At 53.8% G+C, this 18,818-nt stretch carries 16 protein-coding genes; 8 read left to right on the forward strand and 8 right to left on the reverse strand.

Annotated elements, in window-relative coordinates:
• Positions 1 to 125 precede the first annotated feature (125 nt).
• Positions 126 to 665, forward strand: coding sequence for a glycine zipper 2TM domain-containing protein (locus ACKI5T_RS07440; protein ID WP_041689373.1), 540 nt, complete (start codon positions 126 to 128; stop codon positions 663 to 665).
• Positions 666 to 1,146: 481 nt separating this feature from the next.
• Here ACKI5T_RS07440 and comR read toward each other — a convergent pair whose 3' ends face one another.
• On the reverse strand, positions 1,147 to 1,782 hold the full coding sequence (comR, locus tag ACKI5T_RS07445) for a TetR family copper-responsive transcriptional repressor ComR (protein WP_407436718.1): 636 nt from the start codon (positions 1,780 to 1,782) through the stop codon (positions 1,147 to 1,149).
• A 243-nt stretch (positions 1,783 to 2,025) separates the two neighbouring features.
• Between comR and bhsA the strand changes: the two genes are divergently transcribed.
• Positions 2,026 to 2,283, forward strand: coding sequence for a multiple stress resistance protein BhsA (gene bhsA / locus ACKI5T_RS07450; protein ID WP_012017022.1), 258 nt, complete (start codon positions 2,026 to 2,028; stop codon positions 2,281 to 2,283).
• 77 nt (positions 2,284 to 2,360) lie between these two features.
• Here the strand turns inward: bhsA and ACKI5T_RS07455 are convergent, their stop codons facing one another.
• The 3 genes from ACKI5T_RS07455 to ACKI5T_RS07465 form a co-directional block, all read right to left on the reverse strand.
• A complete protein-coding gene (locus tag ACKI5T_RS07455) occupies positions 2,361 to 3,317 on the reverse strand; it encodes a L,D-transpeptidase family protein (protein ID WP_407436720.1) in 957 nt (318 codons plus the stop codon).
• A gap of 153 nt (positions 3,318 to 3,470) precedes the next feature.
• Positions 3,471 to 6,917: a transcription-repair coupling factor gene (gene mfd / locus ACKI5T_RS07460; protein WP_407436722.1), complete on the reverse strand. Its 3,447-nt coding sequence runs from the start codon at positions 6,915 to 6,917 to the stop codon at positions 3,471 to 3,473.
• Positions 6,918 to 7,066: 149 nt separating this feature from the next.
• Positions 7,067 to 8,140 carry an acyltransferase family protein gene (locus tag ACKI5T_RS07465; protein ID WP_407436724.1) on the reverse strand — a complete coding sequence of 358 codons (1,074 nt, stop codon included), beginning with the start codon at positions 8,138 to 8,140 and terminating at the stop codon, positions 7,067 to 7,069.
• A 268-nt stretch (positions 8,141 to 8,408) separates the two neighbouring features.
• Between ACKI5T_RS07465 and lolC the strand changes: the two genes are divergently transcribed.
• From lolC to cobB, 5 genes are all read left to right on the forward strand, one after another.
• A complete protein-coding gene (gene lolC / locus ACKI5T_RS07470; protein ID WP_407436725.1) occupies positions 8,409 to 9,608 on the forward strand; it encodes a lipoprotein-releasing ABC transporter permease subunit LolC in 1,200 nt (399 codons plus the stop codon).
• Entirely contained in the window at positions 9,601 to 10,302 is a 702-nt protein-coding gene (lolD, locus tag ACKI5T_RS07475) for a lipoprotein-releasing ABC transporter ATP-binding protein LolD (protein ID WP_012017027.1), read from the forward strand. The genes lolC and lolD overlap by 8 nt, the downstream gene beginning before the upstream one ends.
• The gene (lolE, locus tag ACKI5T_RS07480; RefSeq protein ID WP_407436727.1) at positions 10,302 to 11,546 is read left to right on the forward strand and encodes a lipoprotein-releasing ABC transporter permease subunit LolE; all 1,245 of its coding nucleotides are present in this window, start codon (positions 10,302 to 10,304) and stop codon (positions 11,544 to 11,546) included. The genes lolD and lolE overlap by 1 nt, the downstream gene beginning before the upstream one ends.
• A gap of 174 nt (positions 11,547 to 11,720) precedes the next feature.
• Positions 11,721 to 12,632: an N-acetylglucosamine kinase gene (nagK, locus tag ACKI5T_RS07485; protein ID WP_407436729.1), complete on the forward strand. Its 912-nt coding sequence runs from the start codon at positions 11,721 to 11,723 to the stop codon at positions 12,630 to 12,632.
• A 15-nt stretch (positions 12,633 to 12,647) separates the two neighbouring features.
• Positions 12,648 to 13,469: a Sir2 family NAD+-dependent deacetylase gene (gene cobB / locus ACKI5T_RS07490; protein ID WP_133630518.1), complete on the forward strand. Its 822-nt coding sequence runs from the start codon at positions 12,648 to 12,650 to the stop codon at positions 13,467 to 13,469.
• Positions 13,470 to 13,514: 45 nt separating this feature from the next.
• Here cobB and potD read toward each other — a convergent pair whose 3' ends face one another.
• From potD to potA, 4 genes are read right to left on the reverse strand one after another with little or no spacing between them, the layout of a single operon-like run.
• On the reverse strand, positions 13,515 to 14,561 hold the full coding sequence (potD, locus tag ACKI5T_RS07495) for a spermidine/putrescine ABC transporter substrate-binding protein PotD (RefSeq protein WP_407436731.1): 1,047 nt from the start codon (positions 14,559 to 14,561) through the stop codon (positions 13,515 to 13,517).
• Positions 14,558 to 15,364, reverse strand: a complete 807-nt coding sequence (gene potC / locus ACKI5T_RS07500) for a spermidine/putrescine ABC transporter permease PotC (protein WP_407436732.1) — start codon at positions 15,362 to 15,364, stop codon at positions 14,558 to 14,560. The genes potD and potC overlap by 4 nt, the downstream gene beginning before the upstream one ends.
• On the reverse strand, positions 15,361 to 16,218 hold the full coding sequence (gene potB, locus ACKI5T_RS07505) for a spermidine/putrescine ABC transporter permease PotB (RefSeq protein WP_407436734.1): 858 nt from the start codon (positions 16,216 to 16,218) through the stop codon (positions 15,361 to 15,363). The genes potC and potB overlap by 4 nt, the downstream gene beginning before the upstream one ends.
• Positions 16,202 to 17,353 (reverse strand): spermidine/putrescine ABC transporter ATP-binding protein PotA, encoded by a 1,152-nt coding sequence (gene potA / locus ACKI5T_RS07510; RefSeq protein ID WP_407436797.1) that lies wholly within the window; start codon positions 17,351 to 17,353, stop codon positions 16,202 to 16,204. Before potA ends, potB begins: the two co-directional genes overlap by 17 nt.
• A gap of 235 nt (positions 17,354 to 17,588) precedes the next feature.
• On the opposite strand from potA, the gene pepT reads away from it, so the two are divergent.
• Positions 17,589 to 18,815 carry a peptidase T gene (gene pepT / locus ACKI5T_RS07515; RefSeq protein WP_407436736.1) on the forward strand — a complete coding sequence of 409 codons (1,227 nt, stop codon included), beginning with the start codon at positions 17,589 to 17,591 and terminating at the stop codon, positions 18,813 to 18,815.
• Positions 18,816 to 18,818 lie beyond the last annotated feature (3 nt).

The following is an 18,818-nucleotide window of genomic DNA, read 5'->3' on the forward strand; positions in this document are numbered from 1 at the left end:
GCCCAGGAGTTATCCGAAACGTATTCCTGGTCGCTCAACCCCTCTGTTTTTAATCCTTATTCTGATTGGCGACGTCTTTCTTTGATTGCAAAATTGTTACTAACAGCAACAAAGGAGGAAGTCCCGTGAATAAATCAATGTTGGCGGGTATAGGGATTGGCGTGGCTGCTGCGCTCGGCGTGGCGGCGGTTGCCAGTCTTAACGTGTTTGAGCGTGGCCCGCAGTACGCACAAGTTGTTTCAGCAACACCGATTAAAGAATCCGTAAAAACGCCTCGTCAGGAGTGCCGCAACGTTGCCGTTACCCACCGTCGTCCTGTACAGGATGAAAACCGCATCGCAGGTTCAGTTCTGGGAGCTGTTGCCGGTGGCGTGATTGGTCATCAGTTTGGCGGGGGACGCGGGAAAGATGTTGCCACGGTCGTCGGAGCATTAGGCGGCGGTTATGCAGGGAATCAAGTCCAGGGCGCGATGCAGGACGGAGATACCTACACCACCACGCAGCAGCGTTGTAAAACTGTCTACGATAAGTCAGAAAAAATGCTGGGTTACGATGTGACCTATAAGATTGGCGATCAGCAGGGCAAAATCCGAATGGATAAAGATCCCGGCACCCAAATTCCACTGGATGGCAATGGCCAGCTGGTTTTGAATAACAAGGTGTGAAAAAAGCAGTTCTTTGAATTTGGCTCCTCACGCGCTCAGGCTGAGGAGCCTTTTTTTGCTGTAAAAACAGTTGTTAAAGGTCAAATTCATGATGCTGGCGCAGAAGCAAAAATCCTGTAATCAGCACTGAGATAAATGCAAACAGCACTGATCCACCGCATACAATCCACAGACCAAATAACAATGTAATTACTATTAGCACTTTGAATAATGGTAATAGCAAAATCATCTTTATTTTCCTTCCGCATGTGTACAGTCAGAAAGCGCCTTTGTCATCGACAAAAATAATGTGCCGCCGCATCGGCCGGGAAAGGGTAAAGCTACGGTTATTAGCGTCTTCATGACGTGAACGACTCTCCATTTAATGGCCGCTAATCATTAGCCGCACAATAATCACTCTTTAAGCGTAGCAAACGAGGCGTTTTTGGAGATAGATTTGACCTATTGTTCAACAGGCCAAATCTGGTTTCTGACGATATATTCAGCTTTTGAGCAGCTCAGGCCAGAGCCGCAACGTGGTGTGAGTGATTTTTTGCAGCTTTTCAATGTCCGCGCCTTCACGTGCGCTGATCGACATTCCCTGCAGAATACAGCTCAGGAACTGAGTTAATTCTGTCGTATCGCAATGCGCGGGGATCTCGCCCCGCGCCTGACGTTGGCGTAAAAACGCACCCAGCGTCTCTTCTTGCATGGCATGGCGTGACTTCACGGTATTGGCGATCTCTTTCGACGAGGCCGCGAGCGTGGCGGAAGTGTTTATCATAAAACAACCCGCTGGCGTATCTTTGCTGGTGAAGCATGCGGCCACCGTTGCGAAATAATCCTCTAAAGCCTGTTCAACCGTCTTTTCTTCGCAGAAAAGCTGTGCCTCATGTTTGGCCGCAAAACGGGTGATATAGCGCTCCAGCACCGCACGGAACAGACCTTCTTTATTCGTAAATTCTGCGTACAGCGTAGGGGCTTTCGCGCCAGTGGCTTCGACCAGATCGGATAAAGACGTGGCTTCATAGCCGTGCTGCCAGAAAAGTGTCATGGCCTTATCAAGCGCCGCATCCCTGTCGAACACCTTCGGTCGGCCACGGCTTTTTTTAGCACAACTCGTGATGTCGGTTGTCATAGCCGTTGTACCTCGGTTGGTTTATTGAATGACCATTATAAAAATAATAGGCAGTGGCGACCAGCACTGATTTGATAAAAATAAATTAATCATATGAATATGATTAATATGAGATTTTAAATTAATTTAACGATCATTATAAAATACTGTTGACGTGTGATGTAGATCACATCTATCATTTACCTATCGATCGTTAAGTAATTAACTTACGACCTCCTAATCATCTGCTAAAGGCTACTCATTATGAAAAACGTAAAAACCCTGATCGCTGCTGCTTTCTTAAGCTCACTCTCTTTCGCTAGCTTCGCGGCCGTTGAAGTGCAATCGACTCCAGTTGACCAGCAAAAAGTGGGCACTATTTCTGCTAACGCAGGGACCAACCTGGGTTCACTGGAAGACCAACTGGCGCAAAAAGCAGAAGAAATGGGTGCGAAATCTTTCCGCATCACGTCAGTGACTGGCCCGAATACCCTGCACGGTACCGCTGTTATTTATAAATAAGCCTGGTGAAACCCTCATATTTGCCACTGCAATAAAAAAGGCCCCGCATCACTGTGGGGCCTTTTTTTGTCCGCTCTTTAAAGCGATTGCTGAGTCATGCCGGGATGTGGCGTCACATCCACCGGCATTCCTGAGCGAATCTCCATCGCTCTTTCCATCACCGCGCTATCGGCGCTGACTTTGAACGTTTGCATAGCGGCGTTCAACACAATCGGCAGCGTTTGCGGATCGTCACCGATATTTTTTGACAGCGGCTGGTGGATTTCAACCAGACGTTTTCCGCCCGGCTCTTCCGACACTTTAATCGGCGTATTCAAAATATTGACCTTCGTCCCCGGCGTAATCACCCGGAACAGAGTTTCGATATCGCCATCGCGCAGGCGAATACAGCCTGAGCTCACGCGCATCCCAATCCCAAAATCAGCATTGGTTCCGTGCAGCAAATAGACGCCGCCGTAGGCCGCCAGACGAATGGCATGATGGCCCATCGGGTTGTCTGGCCCAGCCGGAACGACCGCCGGTAAATCAATTCCCTGTGCTTTATAGCGTGCACGGATATTCGCCGTCGGCGTCCAGGTTGGATTCGCGCGTTTATCCGACACCGTCGTCACCATCGTTGGCGTTAAGGTATCGCCGCCTAACTGACCGATGCCGATCGGATAAACCGTCACCTCTTTTTTCCCCGGCGGGTAATAGTAGAGACGCAATTCCGCAAGGTTGATCACCAGCCCTTCACGCGGCGCGTCGGGCAAAAGCGTTTGCAGCGGAATAGTCAGCACGCTGCCCGCGCGCGGAACGTAAGGATCAACGCCTGGATTTGCCTGCAGCAAAGCCAGAAAGCCGACGTTATATTTTTTCGCAATGGCTTCAAGCGATCCACCATCATTTTCCACGACGTGAAATTTATTCTCACCAACCAAACGGCTGCCGGCAGGCGGCAAAGGCCAGGTGTTGGCGCGAGCGGGAAGGGCAATCGCCAGCGCCGCCGCCAGCGCAAAAAAGGTCATCCAGCGAGTCAAACGCAAGGTCATCATTATCACCAAAATCCATATTAATGGTATGGTTATTGTTACGAAATAGTTAATTGATAATTATGGCGAATGCATGTGTCGGGAAACGCAGGGGGATTGCAAAGATTGTGTAAATATCAGGCCCCGATAACTGGCGTTACCGGGGCACAAACGTCACTACGCTACCGTGTTTTCTTCCAGTTGACGCATAAAGTTGCGCACCCATTCCATGCGGGTTTTCCGGTCGGCCAGTTCCTGCGTAAACTTCAGACGCGTCGGGCCATCCAGGCGGAAATGCTGGGGTTGCTTCTGCAGCAAACCGATCAGCCACATCGGATCGACATGGTTTTTCTCAGCAAATTCAACCGTCCCGCCTTTCTCATTCCCTTCAAGCTTGCGGATACCCAGCTTCTGCGCCTGCTGACGCAGTCGGGCGATGTCGAGCAGGTTACGCGCCGGATCCGGCAGCAAACCAAAGCGGTCAATGAGCTCAACCTTGATTTCTTCAAGCTCAGACTCTTTTTTGGCGCTGGCGATTCGCTTGTAGAAGGACAGGCGCGTGTTGACGTCCGGGATAAAATCGTCCGGCAACAGGGAAGGCATGCGCAGCTCGACTTCCGTTTGCTGGCTGGTGAGATCCTCCAGCGACGGCTCGCGCCCGGCTTTCAACGCATCAACGGCGTTTTCGAGCAGCTCCATGTACAACGAGAAACCGATGGTTTCCATTGAACCACTCTGATCTTCACCCAGCAATTCGCCTGCGCCACGGATCTCGAGATCGTGTGTCGCCAGCGCGAAACCTGCTCCCAAATCCTCAAGCGAGGCGATGGCTTCCAGACGTTTTTGCGCATCGGTGGTCATCGCTTTCGGATGCGGCGTCATCAGCCATGCGTAAGCCTGGTGGTGCGAGCGCCCAACGCGACCGCGCAACTGATGAAGCTGCGCCAGGCCGAAATGGTCTGCACGTTCAATGATGATGGTGTTCGCCGTCGGAATGTCGATGCCGGTTTCAATAATCGTGGTACACACCAGCACGTTAAAACGCTGGTGGTGGAAATCGTTCATCACCCGTTCCAGCTCGCGCTCGCGCATCTGCCCGTGACCGATGGCAATGCGGGCCTCCGGCACCAGTTCAGCCAGTTTATCGGCGGTTTTTTGAATGTTTTCGACATCGTTAAAGAGATAATAAACCTGCCCGCCACGCAGCACTTCACGCAGGATTGCCTCGCGAACCACCAGGCTGTCGTACTCGCGGACAAACGTTTTCACTGCCAGACGACGCGCCGGTGGCGTGGCGATAATCGACAGATCGCGCATGCCGCTCATCGCCATATTCAGGGTACGCGGGATCGGCGTCGCGGTGAGGGTCAGGATATCGACGTCCGCGCGCATCGCTTTGATGCGCTCTTTGTGGCGCACGCCGAAGCGGTGTTCTTCATCGACGATCAGCAGACCTAAGTCTTTCCACTTCATGTCGCTTTGCAGCAGTTTATGGGTGCCGATCAGGATATCGATTTTGCCTTCGCGGGCCTGTTCCAGGATCTGTGTTTGCTCTTTGGCACTGCGAAAACGCGACAGCATCTCGATCCGCACCGGCCAGTTGGCGAAGCGATCGCGGAAGTTGTCGTAGTGCTGCTGGGCGAGCAGCGTGGTCGGCACCAGCACGGCGACCTGCTTGTTATTTTCGACCGCCAGGAAGGTGGCGCGCATCGCGACTTCCGTTTTACCAAAGCCCACGTCGCCGCACACCAGGCGATCCATCGCCAGCGGCTGGCACATATCACTCAGCACGGCGTTGATCGCCTGCGCCTGATCGGGCGTGGTTTCAAACGGGAAACTGTCGCAGAACAATTGATATTGTTCTTTGTCGTGCTTGAACGCGTAGCCCGATTTCGCGGCACGCTGGGCGTAAATATCCAGCAATTCGGCCGCCACATCGCGGACTTTTTCCGCGGCTTTCTGACGCGCGCGCGCCCAGACATCACCGCCCAGTCTGTGCAGCGGGGCGTTATCTTCTGCACCGCCCGCATAACGGCTAATCAAGTGCAGCGAAGATACCGGAACGTAGAGTTTGGCGTCGCCAGAGTAGGTGAGCATCAGGTATTCACCCTTAATGCCGCCCGTTTCCAGCGTGGTCATTCCCGCGTAACGCCCTACGCCGTGCTCGAGATGCACGATCGGCTGGCCCACGTGCAGCTCCGCCAGGTTGCGAATCAGCGTATCCGGGTTAATGGTGCGACGGCTGTCCTGACGACGGCGCGCCACGCGCTCGCCGAGCAGATCGCTTTCACAAATCAGTGCGCGATTATTCAGCGTGTCGATGAATCCATGCTCAGCCGCACCAATCATCAGGTAGCGCCCGGCATCGGTCGCTTCGTCGAGGCGTAAAATGCGTTTTGGCGACACTTTGATTCGCGCGAGCAGTTCGCCCAGCGCTTCACGGCGGCCTTCACTCTCGACCGAGAAAATCACCGGACCGGTGAAGGATTCCAGGAACTTGCGCAGATTATCCAGCGGCGATTTTTGCTGCGCCTGAACGGAAAGATCGGGCAGTTTCTCGAATCCAAGATTAGTATTGGCGGCTTTCTCCGGCAGATTTTCCGTTTTGAGCTGCACGCGCGGCCATTTTTTGAGTTCCGAAAACAGCGCATCGGTGCGCAGCCAAAGCTGTTCCGGTGGCAGCAGGGGGCGCATCGGATCAACGCCACGGTTTTCGAATCGCGCACGGGTTTCGTTTTCAAAACGGGTTGCGCTGGATTCCAGATCGCCGGTGTTCACAATCAGCGTTTTCGCCGGGAAATAGCTGAACAGCGCGGGAAGTGGCTCGCTAAAGAACAGCGGCTGCCAGTATTCAATCCCCGCAGGCAGCGTGCCTTTGCTGACCTGCTGGTAAATATGTTCGGCGTCGCGCTTCACATCAAACTTGTCGCGCCACTGGCTACGGAACAGCTCGATGGCGGTTTTATCCGTTGGGAATTCATGCGCAGGCAGTAAATTGATGGCGTCGACTTCCTCCAGCGTGCGCTGGGTGTCAGCGTCAAACACGCGCAGACTGTCGATTTCATCGTCGAAGAAATCCAGGCGATACGGCTGGTCGCTGCCCATCGGATACAGATCCAACAGCGCACCGCGCGTGGCGTATTCGCCGTGCTCCATCACCTGATCGACATGGCGATAACCGGCGCTATCCAGCTGCGATCGCAGGGCGTCGCGCGATAACCGTTCGCCTTTTTTCATCACCAGCGCGTGACCGTGCAGATAGCTGTGCGGACACACACGCTGCATCAATGTATTCACTGGGACAATTAATACGCCGCGCTGCATGGTTGGCAACTGATACAGCGTCGACAGGCGCGAGGAGATGATCTCCTGGTGCGGGGAGAAGCTGTCGTACGGCAGCGTTTCCCAGTCGGCCAGGTTAAAGACCAGACTGTCGGTAAACTGGCGAATTTCGTCGTGCAGACGCAATGCATTTTGCATATCCGGGGCTACCAGGACCACCGGACCCGCATGGCGCTCAGCGATCTCCGCCACTAGCGTGGCGCAGGCTGCACCCGTCAGTTCACCTAGCTGACGTTGGTCGCCCGCTTTGCCGGGCAAGGAATAACGATATTGTTCAGGCATGGCTCTTTCAGGATCTCTTATGGATATACCAACAGTATTGGGGCATATCACTGATACGCAATGTCTTTATTATCCTTGATCGTTTTGCATTAGCAAACTGGAACCGCAAAGAGAGAAAATTTGCCCCCGATAAAGGGGGCAGAAGGGCGTTAGCGCGCGGGTTGCGCGGGGGCGAGACGTGCCGGAGGCGTGAAGAATACATCACCAAACAGCGCGCTGGAGGCTTTGCGCGCACCTAATCCAATCAGCGTACACACCAACAGGCTGATAAACGGATACACCAGAATAAGCGACAGCTCAGCCCACACAGGCCAGTTCGCGGCATTGAGTTCGGCAATCAGCACGAGGCTGAATATTTCAATCAGGATCCGATGCGTGGCGTAAATGGCAATCGTGTTTGAACCGACAACATTCAGTAGATTATTGGGATGCACCGCGTAACGCTGCTCAAGGCTGTAAAAAAGTTTCATGATCAGCAAAATCGACAGCAACGATAGCAACAGCGGAACGTTAGCAAACCATAGCACCACCGAAACGACACCGAAGGCGATGACGGGGAGCCAGTAACGACGCATGGTCATGTCTTTCATCCACGCCATCAGCTGCGCGCCGTACCATGCGCCCAGGCTGTAGTAGACAATATTGCGCACCACGCTGTTCATTCCCCACCACGGCAGCGGGAGGAAGTTAATCGCCACGCTTGCCAGCGCCAGCAGGGCGAGCATCGGCAGCTTCCAGCGGCTCAGCATTTTACACAGCGTGAAGTAGACGATCAGCGCGTACAGATACCACAGGCTGGTGTTGGCGGTGAGCATGCCGCGAATAAAACCGGTGAACGACTCTGCGTAGGCGGCATTGGACGACGTAGAGAGCTCGCGCTCCGGCGCCAGCCAGTCATTGATGTGGCTTATCGCCTGCCATTGCAATATCCCCCACAGGGCCAGCACCCAGACGATGCTCCAGATCCTTTTATCCAGGCTCGTGCGCCAGCCAACGTCATCGATATAGCGGCGAATTAAATAACCCGAAATAAAGAAAAACACCGGCATGCGAAACGGCGCGAGATAGAGATTGAAGTAGACCCAGCATTTGGCGAGCAGACCGGAAAGCGGATGTTGCAGCCCGTCGAGGTGGGGATAAAAGGTGATGACCGAGTGGTAAATCACGACCAGACAGATGCACAATCCTTTTATCTGATTAATCCATAATGCTTTTTGTTTCATCGGTAACGGATACCTGTTTTGCCATAAACGAAACGTTGATCCTGGGCGAACGGGCAGGGGATGTAATCAGTAAGAGTCTGTATCCGGATGATTTTCGGAAAAGGTGGAGGGTGAAGGTGGTGGAATGATGTGCATATCTGCGAGTAGCGTTCTGATTTTTCTTGTTTTTTCGGAAAATTCATTACCAAAGCTTACGGTATCAGTCATTTACGCTTAACGGATTCGCTTATATACTCGTGGGTCTGCCAACAGCCACCAGACGGATTTCATGTATCAACCTGTCGCACTCTTCATAGGCTTACGTTACATGCGTGGGCGCGCCGCGGACCGCTTCGGTCGCTTTGTCTCCTGGCTTTCCACTATCGGCATTACGCTTGGCGTAATGGCGCTGGTGACGGTACTTTCCGTAATGAATGGCTTCGAGCGCGAGCTGCAAAACAACATTCTGGGGCTGATGCCACAGGCGGTTCTCTCTTCGACTAACGGATCGATCAATCCGCAACAGTTACCTGAAAGCGCGGTGAAACTGCAAGGCGTGAATCGTATTGCGCCGCTGACGACCGGCGATGTGGTGCTGCAAAGTGCGCGCAGCGTCTCGGTGGGCGTGATGCTGGGCATCGACCCGGCGCAAAAAGATCCGCTTACGCCGTATCTGGTGAACGTCAAACAGACCGATCTGGCACCGGGTAAATACAACGTGATTCTGGGCGAACAGCTCGCCGGGCAGCTTGGCGTCAACCGTGGCGACCAGCTGCGCGTAATGGTGCCGTCTGCCAGCCAGTTTACCCCGATGGGCCGCTTGCCAAGCCAACGCTTGTTCAACGTGATCGGCACGTTTGCCGCCAACAGCGAAGTCGATGGCTATCAGATGCTAGTCAACATTCAGGATGCGTCGCGCCTGATGCGTTATCCGCTGGGCAACGTCACCGGCTGGCGTCTGTGGCTCAACGAACCGCTGAAAGTCGACGTGCTGAGCGAGCAAAAATTACCTGAAGGCACCAAATGGCAGGACTGGCGCGAGCGCAAAGGCGAGCTGTTCCAGGCCGTGCGGATGGAAAAGAACATGATGGGGCTGCTGCTGAGCCTGATCGTCGCCGTCGCCGCGTTTAATATCATCACCTCGCTGGGTCTGATGGTGATGGAAAAACAGGGCGAAGTTGCGATTCTGCAAACCCAGGGGCTAACGCCGCGCCAGATTATGGCGGTGTTTATGGTCCAGGGGGCGAGTGCCGGGATTATCGGGGCGCTGCTCGGTGCGGTGCTTGGGGCGTTGCTTGCCAGCCAGTTAAATAATTTGATGCCGATTATCGGAATTCTGCTCGACGGCGCGGCGCTGCCGGTCGCTATCGAGCCGCTGCAGGTCGTTGGTATCGCGCTGGTCGCCATGGCGATCGCGCTGCTTTCTACGCTTTATCCTTCATGGCGCGCTGCCGCCACTCAACCCGCTGAGGCTTTACGTTATGAATAAGATCCTGTTGCAATGCGACAACCTGTCCAAACGCTATCAGGAAGGCAACGTGCAGACGGATGTGCTGCATGAAGTCAGCTTCAGCGTGGGCGAAGGCGAAATGATGGCGATTGTTGGCAGCTCAGGCTCCGGCAAAAGTACGCTGCTGCACCTGCTTGGCGGGCTGGATACGCCGACGTCTGGCGATGTGATTTTCTCCGGTACGCCGTTAAGTTCGATGTCTTCGACGGCGAAAGCCGATCTGCGTAACCGCGAGCTGGGCTTTATCTATCAGTTCCACCATTTGCTCCCGGACTTCACCGCGCTGGAAAACGTCGCGATGCCTTTGCTGATTGGCAAAAAGAAACCGGCTGAAATTAACACGCGCGCCAGCGACATGCTGAAAGCCGTGGGGCTTGCACACCGCGGGAATCACCGTCCTTCCGAGCTATCTGGCGGGGAACGTCAGCGCGTCGCCATTGCACGCGCGCTGGTCAATAATCCGCGTCTGGTATTGGCCGATGAACCGACCGGTAACCTGGATGCACGTAATGCTGACAGCATTTTCCAGCTGCTTGGCGAGCTGAACGCGTCGCAGGGCACCGCATTTCTGGTGGTGACGCACGACCTGCAACTGGCGGGACGGATGAGTCGCCAGCTTGAGATGCGCGACGGACGTCTGACGACGGAAATGACCCTGATGGGAGCCGAGTAATGGCGTCGTCGTTATCCTTACTGATCGGTTTACGCTTTAGCCGAGGCCGCCGTCGCGGTGGCATGGTGTCGTTGATTTCCGTGATTTCTACCGTGGGAATTGCCCTGGGTGTCGCGGTGCTCATCGTCGGTTTAAGCGCGATGAACGGCTTTGAGCGAGAACTCAATAACCGCATTCTGGCGGTCGTTCCACACGGTGAAATCGAGCCGGTTAATCAGCCGTGGAATAACTGGAATGACGCGCTGACCAAAATTGAAAAAGTGCCGGGCATTGCCGCCGCTGCGCCTTACATTAACTTTACCGGGCTGGTGGAGAGCGGGGCAAACCTGCGCGCTATTCAGGTTAAGGGCGTGAATCCGCAGCAGGAAGAGCGTCTGAGCGCATTGCCGCAGTTTGTGCAAAACGGCGCATGGGCAGGCTTTAAGGCGGGCGATCAGCAAATCATTATCGGTAAAGGTGTTGCCGATGCGCTGAAGGTGAAGCAGGGCGACTGGGTGTCAATCATGATCCCGAACGCCAGTGCCGACCATAAGCTCCAGCAGCCCAAACGCGTGCGTTTGCATGTGACCGGTATTTTACAGCTGAGCGGTCAGCTTGATCACAGTTTCGCCATGGTGCCTCTGGATGACGCGCGTCAATATCTGGATATGGGCGACAGCGTGACGGGTATCGCCATCAAAGTGAATGATGTGTTTAATGCTAATAAACTGGTGCGCGATGCCGGTGGCGTCACCAATAACTACGTTTACATCAAGAGCTGGATAGGCACTTACGGTTACATGTACCGCGATATCCAGATGATCCGCGCCATTATGTATCTGGCGATGGTGCTGGTGATTGGCGTTGCCTGCTTCAACATTGTGTCCACTCTGGTGATGGCGGTGAAAGACAAGAGCAGCGATATCGCGGTACTGCGTACGCTGGGGGCAAAAGACGGTCTTATTCGCGCCATTTTCGTCTGGTACGGTCTGCTCGCGGGCCTGTTTGGTAGCCTTTGCGGCGTGGTGATTGGTGTGGTCGTTTCGCTACAGCTGACGCCGATTATCAACGGCATCGAAAAGCTGATCGGACACCAGTTCCTGTCGGGCGACATCTATTTTATTGACTTCCTGCCTTCTGAATTGCATTGGCTGGACGTTATTTATGTGCTGGTTACAGCACTTTTACTGAGTCTGCTGGCAAGCTGGTATCCGGCGCGTCGCGCAAGCCGAATTGATCCGGCGAGGGTATTAAGTGGCCAGTAATTTGTCATGATTTGACGTCTTTTTCACAAAATCCTTCACGCTGCATCAAGGCGGCAAGTCTGAGAGTCCCCAGGAGCTTACTTTGGTAAGTGACTGGGGTGAACAGACACAGCCAACGCAGAGGCAGCGTGAAGGATGAAGTGTATAGCCGCCAAATCAGAAAGAGGAATGCATATGTATTATGGATTTGATATTGGCGGCACCAAAATTGCGCTCGGCGTGTTTGATGAACATCTCAAATTGCAGTGGGAAACCCGTGTTCCCACACCGCGCGAAAGCTACGATGAATTTTTAACTGCCATTGCCACGCTGGTGGCGCAAGCGGATACCCGCTTTGGCGTGAAGGGCTCGGTTGGCATCGGCATTCCCGGTATGCCAGAAACCGACGATGGCACCCTGTATGCAGCCAATGTGCCTGCCGCCAGCGGTAAACCGCTGCGCGCCGACCTCTCTGCTCTTCTCGATCGTGACGTCCGTCTCGACAACGACGCTAACTGTTTTGCCCTTTCAGAAGCCTGGGACGATGAGTTCCGCGCGTATCCACTGGTAATGGGATTGATCCTGGGCACGGGTGTGGGCGGTGGCATTATTGTTGATGGCAAACCGATTACTGGTCGCAGCTATATTACCGGCGAGTTTGGTCACATTCGCCTGCCGGTGGATGCGCTGGAAGTGGTGGGGCGCGATTTCCCGCTAACGCGCTGCGGTTGCGGGCAACACGGTTGTATCGAGAATTATCTTTCGGGCCGTGGGTTTGCATGGCTTTATGAACACTTCTATCATCAGAAAATTGAGGCGCCTGAGATCATCACTCTGTGGGAACAGGGGGATGAACAGGCGCGGGAACACGTTGAGCGCTATCTGGATCTGCTGGCGGTGTGTTTGGGCAATATTTTGACGATTGTCGATCCCGATTTGCTGGTGATAGGCGGTGGATTATCCAACTTTTCGGCGATCACCGAGCAGCTGTCCGGGCGTTTGCCGCGGCATTTGTTGCCGGTGGCTCGTGTGCCACGTATTGAACGTGCGCGTCATGGCGACGCCGGGGGAATGCGCGGTGCGGCATTCCTTCATCTCACCCGCTAGTTATACGAGGTTATTATGCTGTCGCGCCGGTCACATCGACTCACCCGTTTTCGCAAAACTAAACGTCGCTTGCGTGAGCGCTTACGCCAGCGAATTTTTTTCAGAGACAGAGTGATGCCTGAAGGAATGGAAAAACCAAGAGTGGTGGTGCTGACCGGCGCGGGTATCTCCGCTGAGTCCGGCATTCGTACTTTCCGTGCTGCAGACGGTTTGTGGGAAGAGCACCGCGTTGAAGACGTCGCGACGCCGGAAGGTTTCGCGCGCGATCCCGCGCTGGTGCAGGCGTTTTATAACGCTCGCCGCCGTCAGTTACAGTCGCCAGAAATTGCACCAAACGCGGCACATTTGGCGCTGGCAAAACTGGAGCAGGAGCTGGGCGATCGTTTTCTGCTGGTCACGCAGAACATCGACAACCTGCATGAACGCGCCGGTAACCGCAACGTTATCCATATGCACGGTGAACTGCTGAAAGTCCGCTGCGCGTGGAGCGGGCAGGTGCTTGACTGGACCGGTGATATCACGCCGGATGACAAGTGTCACTGCTGCCAGTTCCCGTCACCGCTGCGCCCGCATGTGGTGTGGTTCGGCGAAATGCCGTTGGGGATGGACGATATCTACAGTGCGCTGGCGATGGCCGATATTTTCATTGCCATCGGCACGTCCGGGCATGTCTATCCCGCGGCCGGATTTGTGCATGAGGCGAAACTGCACGGGGCGCACACGGTTGAACTCAATCTGGAACCGAGTCAGGTTGGCAGCGAGTTTGAAGAAAAACAATACGGTCTGGCGAGCGCAGTGGTGCCCGATTTTGTCGAGAAGTTGCTGAAAGGGTTATGAACACGCAATTCCCTCTCCCGGTTGGGAGAGGGGAAAAAGGCTACCTCAGCGGCCCGCCTTCAGCTTCTGATAATAGTCTTCATAAAGGCGGCTCGCGTCACCCACATCGTTCTGCCATTCGCCTTTTTTGACGGTCTCCGCGTCGGGATACAGTGACTTATCGTTTGCCACTTCCGGGCTGAGCAGTTTGCGCGCGGCAAGGTTTGGCGTCGGATAACCAATGGTTTCTGCCACCTGTTTTGCCACGTCCGGGCGCAGCAGGAAGTTAATCAACTTCATCGCTCCGTCGACGTTTTTAGCGTTTGCCGGAATCGACAAGCTGTCCATCCAGAAGATCCCGCCTTCTTTTGGCCACACCACCTGCAACGGCGTCCCGGCCTGACGCGCAACGTACGCCGACCCGTTCCACACCATTCCCAGATTCACTTCGCCTTCCATGTACGGGTTTGCCGGGTTGTCGGAGTTAAACGCCGCCACGTTTGGCATCAGCTTTTTCAGCTCGTTATACGCCGCGTCGATCTCTTTTGGGTCAGTCGTATTACCGGAAAAACCCAGTTTACGCAGCGCCATCTGGAACACTTCGCGAGCGTCGTCGGTCAACAGCAGGCTGCCTTTGTATTCCGGTTTCCAGAGATCGGCCCAGCTTGTCACCGTTTTGGGGTCAATCTCATCGCTGTTCACGCCAATAGCCGTCGCACCCCAGATATACGGGATGGAGTAGTCATTATTCGGGTCGAACGGTTTATTGAGCATCTCCGGATCGAGATTATTGAAGTTGGTGAGCTTCGTTTTATCGATCTTCTGGATCATGCCCTCTTTGCGCATTTTGTCGACGAAATAGGTCGACGGAACCACCAGATCGTATGCGCCGTCTTTATAGGTTTTGAGCTTGGCATACATGGTTTCGTTCGATTCGTAGGTCGAGTAGATAACCTTGATGCCGGTCTCTTTGGTGAACTGTTCCAGCAGGCCTGGCGGCACGTATTCAGTCCAGTTATAGAAGTAGAGCGTTTTGCTGTCGTCCGCGTGCGCAGCGCTCATGCTCATGGCAAGTGCGCCTGCCGCGAGCAGGTGGCGTGACCATTTCATCATTTAACGTCCCCTGAGTGGTGAGCCTTATAGCTCCTGGTTTTATCACGAGCAATAAGCTGACTGGCGATGACCAGAACCAGCGATAACAGTAGCAGAATGGTTGCCAGCGCGTTCACCTCGGGCGAGACGCCGACTTTGACCATGGAATAGATTTTCAACGGCAGAATTTCATACCCCGGTCCGGTGACGAATGAAGAGACCACCACATCGTCCATCGACAGGGTGAAGCTCAGCAACCACCCGGCGGCCACCGCAGGCATTGCCAGCGGCAGAATGATTTTGCGCAGAATGGTGAGTTCGCTCGCGCCCAGATCTTTGGCCGCTTCGAGCATCCGCACATCAAAGCCTTTGAGCCGTGAGTACACTGTCACCACCACAAAGGGCAGGCAAAAAGTGATGTGAGAAAACAGCAGCGACCAGAACCCAAGCTGGATGCCGAGCAGCATAAACAGCACCAGCAGTGAAATGGCCATGACGATATCGGGCGACATCATCACCACAAATAGCATCCCGCTGACGAAAGGCTTGCCGCGAAAACGGTAGCGATAGAGCGCCACGGCAGTTAATGAGCCGATAAGCGTCGCAAAGGTCGCGGAGACGATCGCCATCGTCAGGGAGTGTTGCGCCGCCTGCAACAGGCTGTCGTTGTTCATCAGCAGGCTGTACCATTTTGTCGTAAAGCCCTGCCAGTTAATGCCGAAACGCGAACTGTTAAATGAGTTAACGATCAAAATGATAATCGGGATGTAGAGATACGCGTAAATGACGGTCATAAAACCGCCGCGCAGCAGACGACCGGTCATTCAAGATCTCCCTTTTTGTTCAGCCAGCGGGAAGCGCGCCAGTAAACCAGCAGCATAAGCCCCATCACCACCGTCAGCGTGATACTGGTGGCGGAACCGAACGGCCAGTCGCGAATATTCAGGAACTGGCTTTTTATCACGTTACCGATCAGCAGATTTTTCGCGCCACCCATCAGATCAGAAACATAAAACAGCCCCATCGCAGGCAGCATCACCAGCAAACAGCCCGCGATAATGCCCGGCATCGTCAGCGGAAGGATGATGCGAATAAATGTCTGAAACTTGTTGGCACCTAAATCCTTCGCGGCCTCCAGTAGCGGTCTGTCGAGCTTCTCGATGCTGGAATAGAGCGGCATAACCATGAACGGCAGCAAGATATAGACCAGGCCAATGATCACCGCGCTGGGCGTGAACATGATGCGAATCGGCGTATCAATCACGCCCAACCACAGTAAAAACTCGTTCAGATAGCCTTTGGTGCTCAGGAATATTTTCAGGCCATAAATGCGGATCAGCGAGTTGGTCCAGAAGGGAACAATCAGCAAAAACAGCAGCAGCGGACGCACTTTTTGCGGTAAACGCGCCAGAAACCAGGCGAAGGGATAGCCCAGCGCCAGGCAGGCAAGCGTAGCGATGACCGCCATATTGAGCGAGTGGAGCAACACTTCAAAATAGAGTGGGTCCAGCAGGCGCGCGTAGTTATCCAGCGTAAAGGCCAGTTTGACAAAATCAGCGTCGTCGCGGGTCAAAAAACTGGTGGCGATGATCATCAGGTTGGGCAGAAACACAAACAACACAAGCCAGCCCACGATCGTGGCGATCACCACATTCTGGAATTTACTTGTGTTCTTCATCAGCCAGTACGACCTCCCAGCTTTCTACCCAGTTCACGACCATTTTTTGATCGAGTGGGTGGTCAAAATCCGGATCGTCTTCGTTGAAGAATTCACTGACAAACACCATTTTGCCGCTTTCCAGTTCAACCACCGATTCCAGCGTCATGCCTTTGTAGTTGCGCTCGCGGATATAACCGATAAGCCCTTCGACGTCAGTGCTGTCATGAATTTCATCTACGCGCAGATCTTCCGGGCGCAGCATGACGTTCAGCTTCTGGCCTTTCTCCACCGGGAAGTTGACGGTGATATTGCACGCGCGGCCCTCGACATTGGCGCGGACGCGTTGGTCATCCAAACGCTCAATGACGGTCGCATTAAAGATATTGATTTCACCAATAAAACTGGCGACAAACAGGTTCTTAGGCTCTTCGTAAATTTCACGCGGGGTGCCGTCCTGCTCTATTTTGCCGTCGCGCATCACCACGATACGATCCGACATGGTCAGCGCTTCTTCCTGATCGTGCGTGACGAACACAAAAGTGATGCCGAGCTTGCGCTGCAGCGCTTTCAGCTCGTTCTGCATCTGTTTACGCAGCTTGTAATCCAGTGCGGAGAGGGATTCGTCGAGCAGCAGAAGGCGAGGTTTATTGACCACCGCACGAGCGATAGCCACGCGCTGCTGCTGGCCGCCGGAGAGCTGATGGGGCTTGCGTTGGGCGAATTCGTCCAGCTGAACCATGCGCAGCGCATCGTTGACACGCGGGGTAATTTGTTCGTTTGGCGTTTTTTGCATGCGCAGGCCGAAGGCCACGTTTTCAAACACGGTCATGTGCGGGAAAAGGGCATAGCTCTGAAAGACGGTATTGACGTGACGGTTTTCAGCAGGTACATCGGTGATGTCCTGATCTTCAAGATAAATTTGGCCGTTATCGATGCTTTCTAATCCAGCGATAAGGCGCAACACGGTCGTTTTGCCACAGCCAGAGGGCCCAAGCAGCGTAAGAAACTCACCGTCATTGATGCTCAAGTTGAGATCGTCGATGACGATTTTACCGTCGAAACTTTTGCTGATCCCTGATAACAGCACCAGCGGCGATACCGTACCCAGTTGTGTATTCAATTTTTGGCTCTGTCCCCTATAAGCGCTACGAATGGGTTTTCGTTAGCGGGATTTGTATTCAACCACCCAGGTGACTCGCAATGAGGGCGGCCATTCTACGGCAAAGCATTGAAATCACCAATCCTTGTGACTGATTGATAAACTATATTTATTAACCAATAACGACATAAACGAATATATTCTCGTTTACGGGATAAAAGTGACCTGACGCAATATTTGGGTTTTGATGCTTAATGATAATGTTGTCACAAAAAGTGAGGGTGACTGCATGGATAAATTACTTGAGCGTTTTTTACAGTACGTATCGCTGGATACCCAATCTAAAGCGGGTGTCAGGCAGGTGCCGAGCACTGAGGGTCAATGGAAGCTGTTACACCTGCTGAAGGAACAGCTGGAAGAGCTTGGCCTGGTCAATGTGACGTTAAGCGAGAAAGGTACGGTGATGGGGACGCTGCCAGCGAATGTCCAGGGTGACATTCCGGCCATTGGATTCATTTCCCACGTTGATACATCGCCCGATTTCAGCGGAAAGAACGTCAACCCGCAAATTGTTGAAAATTATCGTGGGGGTGATATCGCGCTGGGCATCGGCGACGAAGTTTTGTCCCCGGTTATGTTCCCGGTGCTGCATCAGATGCTGGGACAAACGCTAATCACCACCGACGGCAAAACCTTGTTGGGCGCGGATGACAAAGCGGGCGTTGCCGAGATCATGACCGCGCTGGCCGTGCTGAAAGGCAAAAACGTCCCACATGGCGATATTCGCGTGGCCTTTACGCCGGATGAAGAAGTCGGCAAGGGCGCAAAACATTTTGACGTCGCTGCGTTTAATGCGAAGTGGGCTTACACCGTTGATGGCGGTGGCGTGGGTGAACTGGAGTTCGAAAACTTTAACGCGGCGTCAATTACCATCAAAATCGTTGGCAACAACGTTCATCCGGGCTCAGCGAAAGGGGTAATGGTGAACGCACTGTCGCTGGCTACGCGCATTCATGCGGAAGTCCCGGCGGAAGAGAGCCCCGAGCAGACCGAAGGTTATGAAGGTTTTTATCATCTGACCAGTATTAAAGGCACGGTGGATAGCGCGCAGATGCATTACATTGTGCGTGATTTCGACCGTAAAGCCTTTGAAGCGCGCAAGCGTAAGATGATGGAAATCGCTAAAAAAGTGGGCAAAGGGCTGCACCCGGATTGCTACATTGAGCTGATCATTGAGGACAGCTATTACAATATGCGCGAGAAGGTGGTCGAGCATCCGCATATTCTGGATATTGCGCAGCAGGCGATGCGCGATTGCGATATCGAACCGCAGCTGAAACCGATCCGCGGTGGTACTGACGGCTCGCAGCTCTCCTTTATGGGACTGCCTTGCCCGAACCTGTTTACCGGCGGCTATAACTACCACGGCAAGCATGAGTTTGTGACGCTGGAAGGGATGGAGAAAGCGGTGAAAGTGATTGTGCGTATTGCCGAGATCGCGGCAAAGCAGGCATAAAAG

It is taken from the genome of Lelliottia sp. (assembly GCF_045627565.1).
Lineage (GTDB): Bacteria > Pseudomonadota > Gammaproteobacteria > Enterobacterales > Enterobacteriaceae > Enterobacter.

Excerpts from the sequence above, each read along its gene's own strand:
- ACKI5T_RS07455 (WP_407436720.1), bottom strand. The coding sequence starts at position 3,317 with ATGATGACCTTGCGTTTGACTCGCTGGATGACCTTTTTTGCGCTGGCG.
- lolD (WP_012017027.1), top strand. The coding sequence starts at position 9,601 with ATGAATAAGATCCTGTTGCAATGCGACAACCTGTCCAAACGCTATCAG.
- potC (WP_407436732.1), bottom strand. The coding sequence starts at position 15,364 with ATGACCGGTCGTCTGCTGCGCGGCGGTTTTATGACCGTCATTTACGCG.
- potD (WP_407436731.1), bottom strand. The coding sequence starts at position 14,561 with ATGATGAAATGGTCACGCCACCTGCTCGCGGCAGGCGCACTTGCCATG.
- mfd (WP_407436722.1), bottom strand. The coding sequence starts at position 6,917 with ATGCCTGAACAATATCGTTATTCCTTGCCCGGCAAAGCGGGCGACCAA.
- potB (WP_407436734.1), bottom strand. The coding sequence starts at position 16,218 with ATGAAGAACACAAGTAAATTCCAGAATGTGGTGATCGCCACGATCGTG.
- lolC (WP_407436725.1), top strand. The coding sequence starts at position 8,409 with ATGTATCAACCTGTCGCACTCTTCATAGGCTTACGTTACATGCGTGGG.
- lolE (WP_407436727.1), top strand. The coding sequence starts at position 10,302 with ATGGCGTCGTCGTTATCCTTACTGATCGGTTTACGCTTTAGCCGAGGC.
- nagK (WP_407436729.1), top strand. The coding sequence starts at position 11,721 with ATGTATTATGGATTTGATATTGGCGGCACCAAAATTGCGCTCGGCGTG.
- pepT (WP_407436736.1), top strand. The coding sequence starts at position 17,589 with ATGGATAAATTACTTGAGCGTTTTTTACAGTACGTATCGCTGGATACC.
- comR (WP_407436718.1), bottom strand. The coding sequence starts at position 1,782 with ATGACAACCGACATCACGAGTTGTGCTAAAAAAAGCCGTGGCCGACCG.
- cobB (WP_133630518.1), top strand. The coding sequence starts at position 12,648 with ATGCTGTCGCGCCGGTCACATCGACTCACCCGTTTTCGCAAAACTAAA.
- bhsA (WP_012017022.1), top strand. The coding sequence starts at position 2,026 with ATGAAAAACGTAAAAACCCTGATCGCTGCTGCTTTCTTAAGCTCACTC.
- ACKI5T_RS07465 (WP_407436724.1), bottom strand. The coding sequence starts at position 8,140 with ATGAAACAAAAAGCATTATGGATTAATCAGATAAAAGGATTGTGCATC.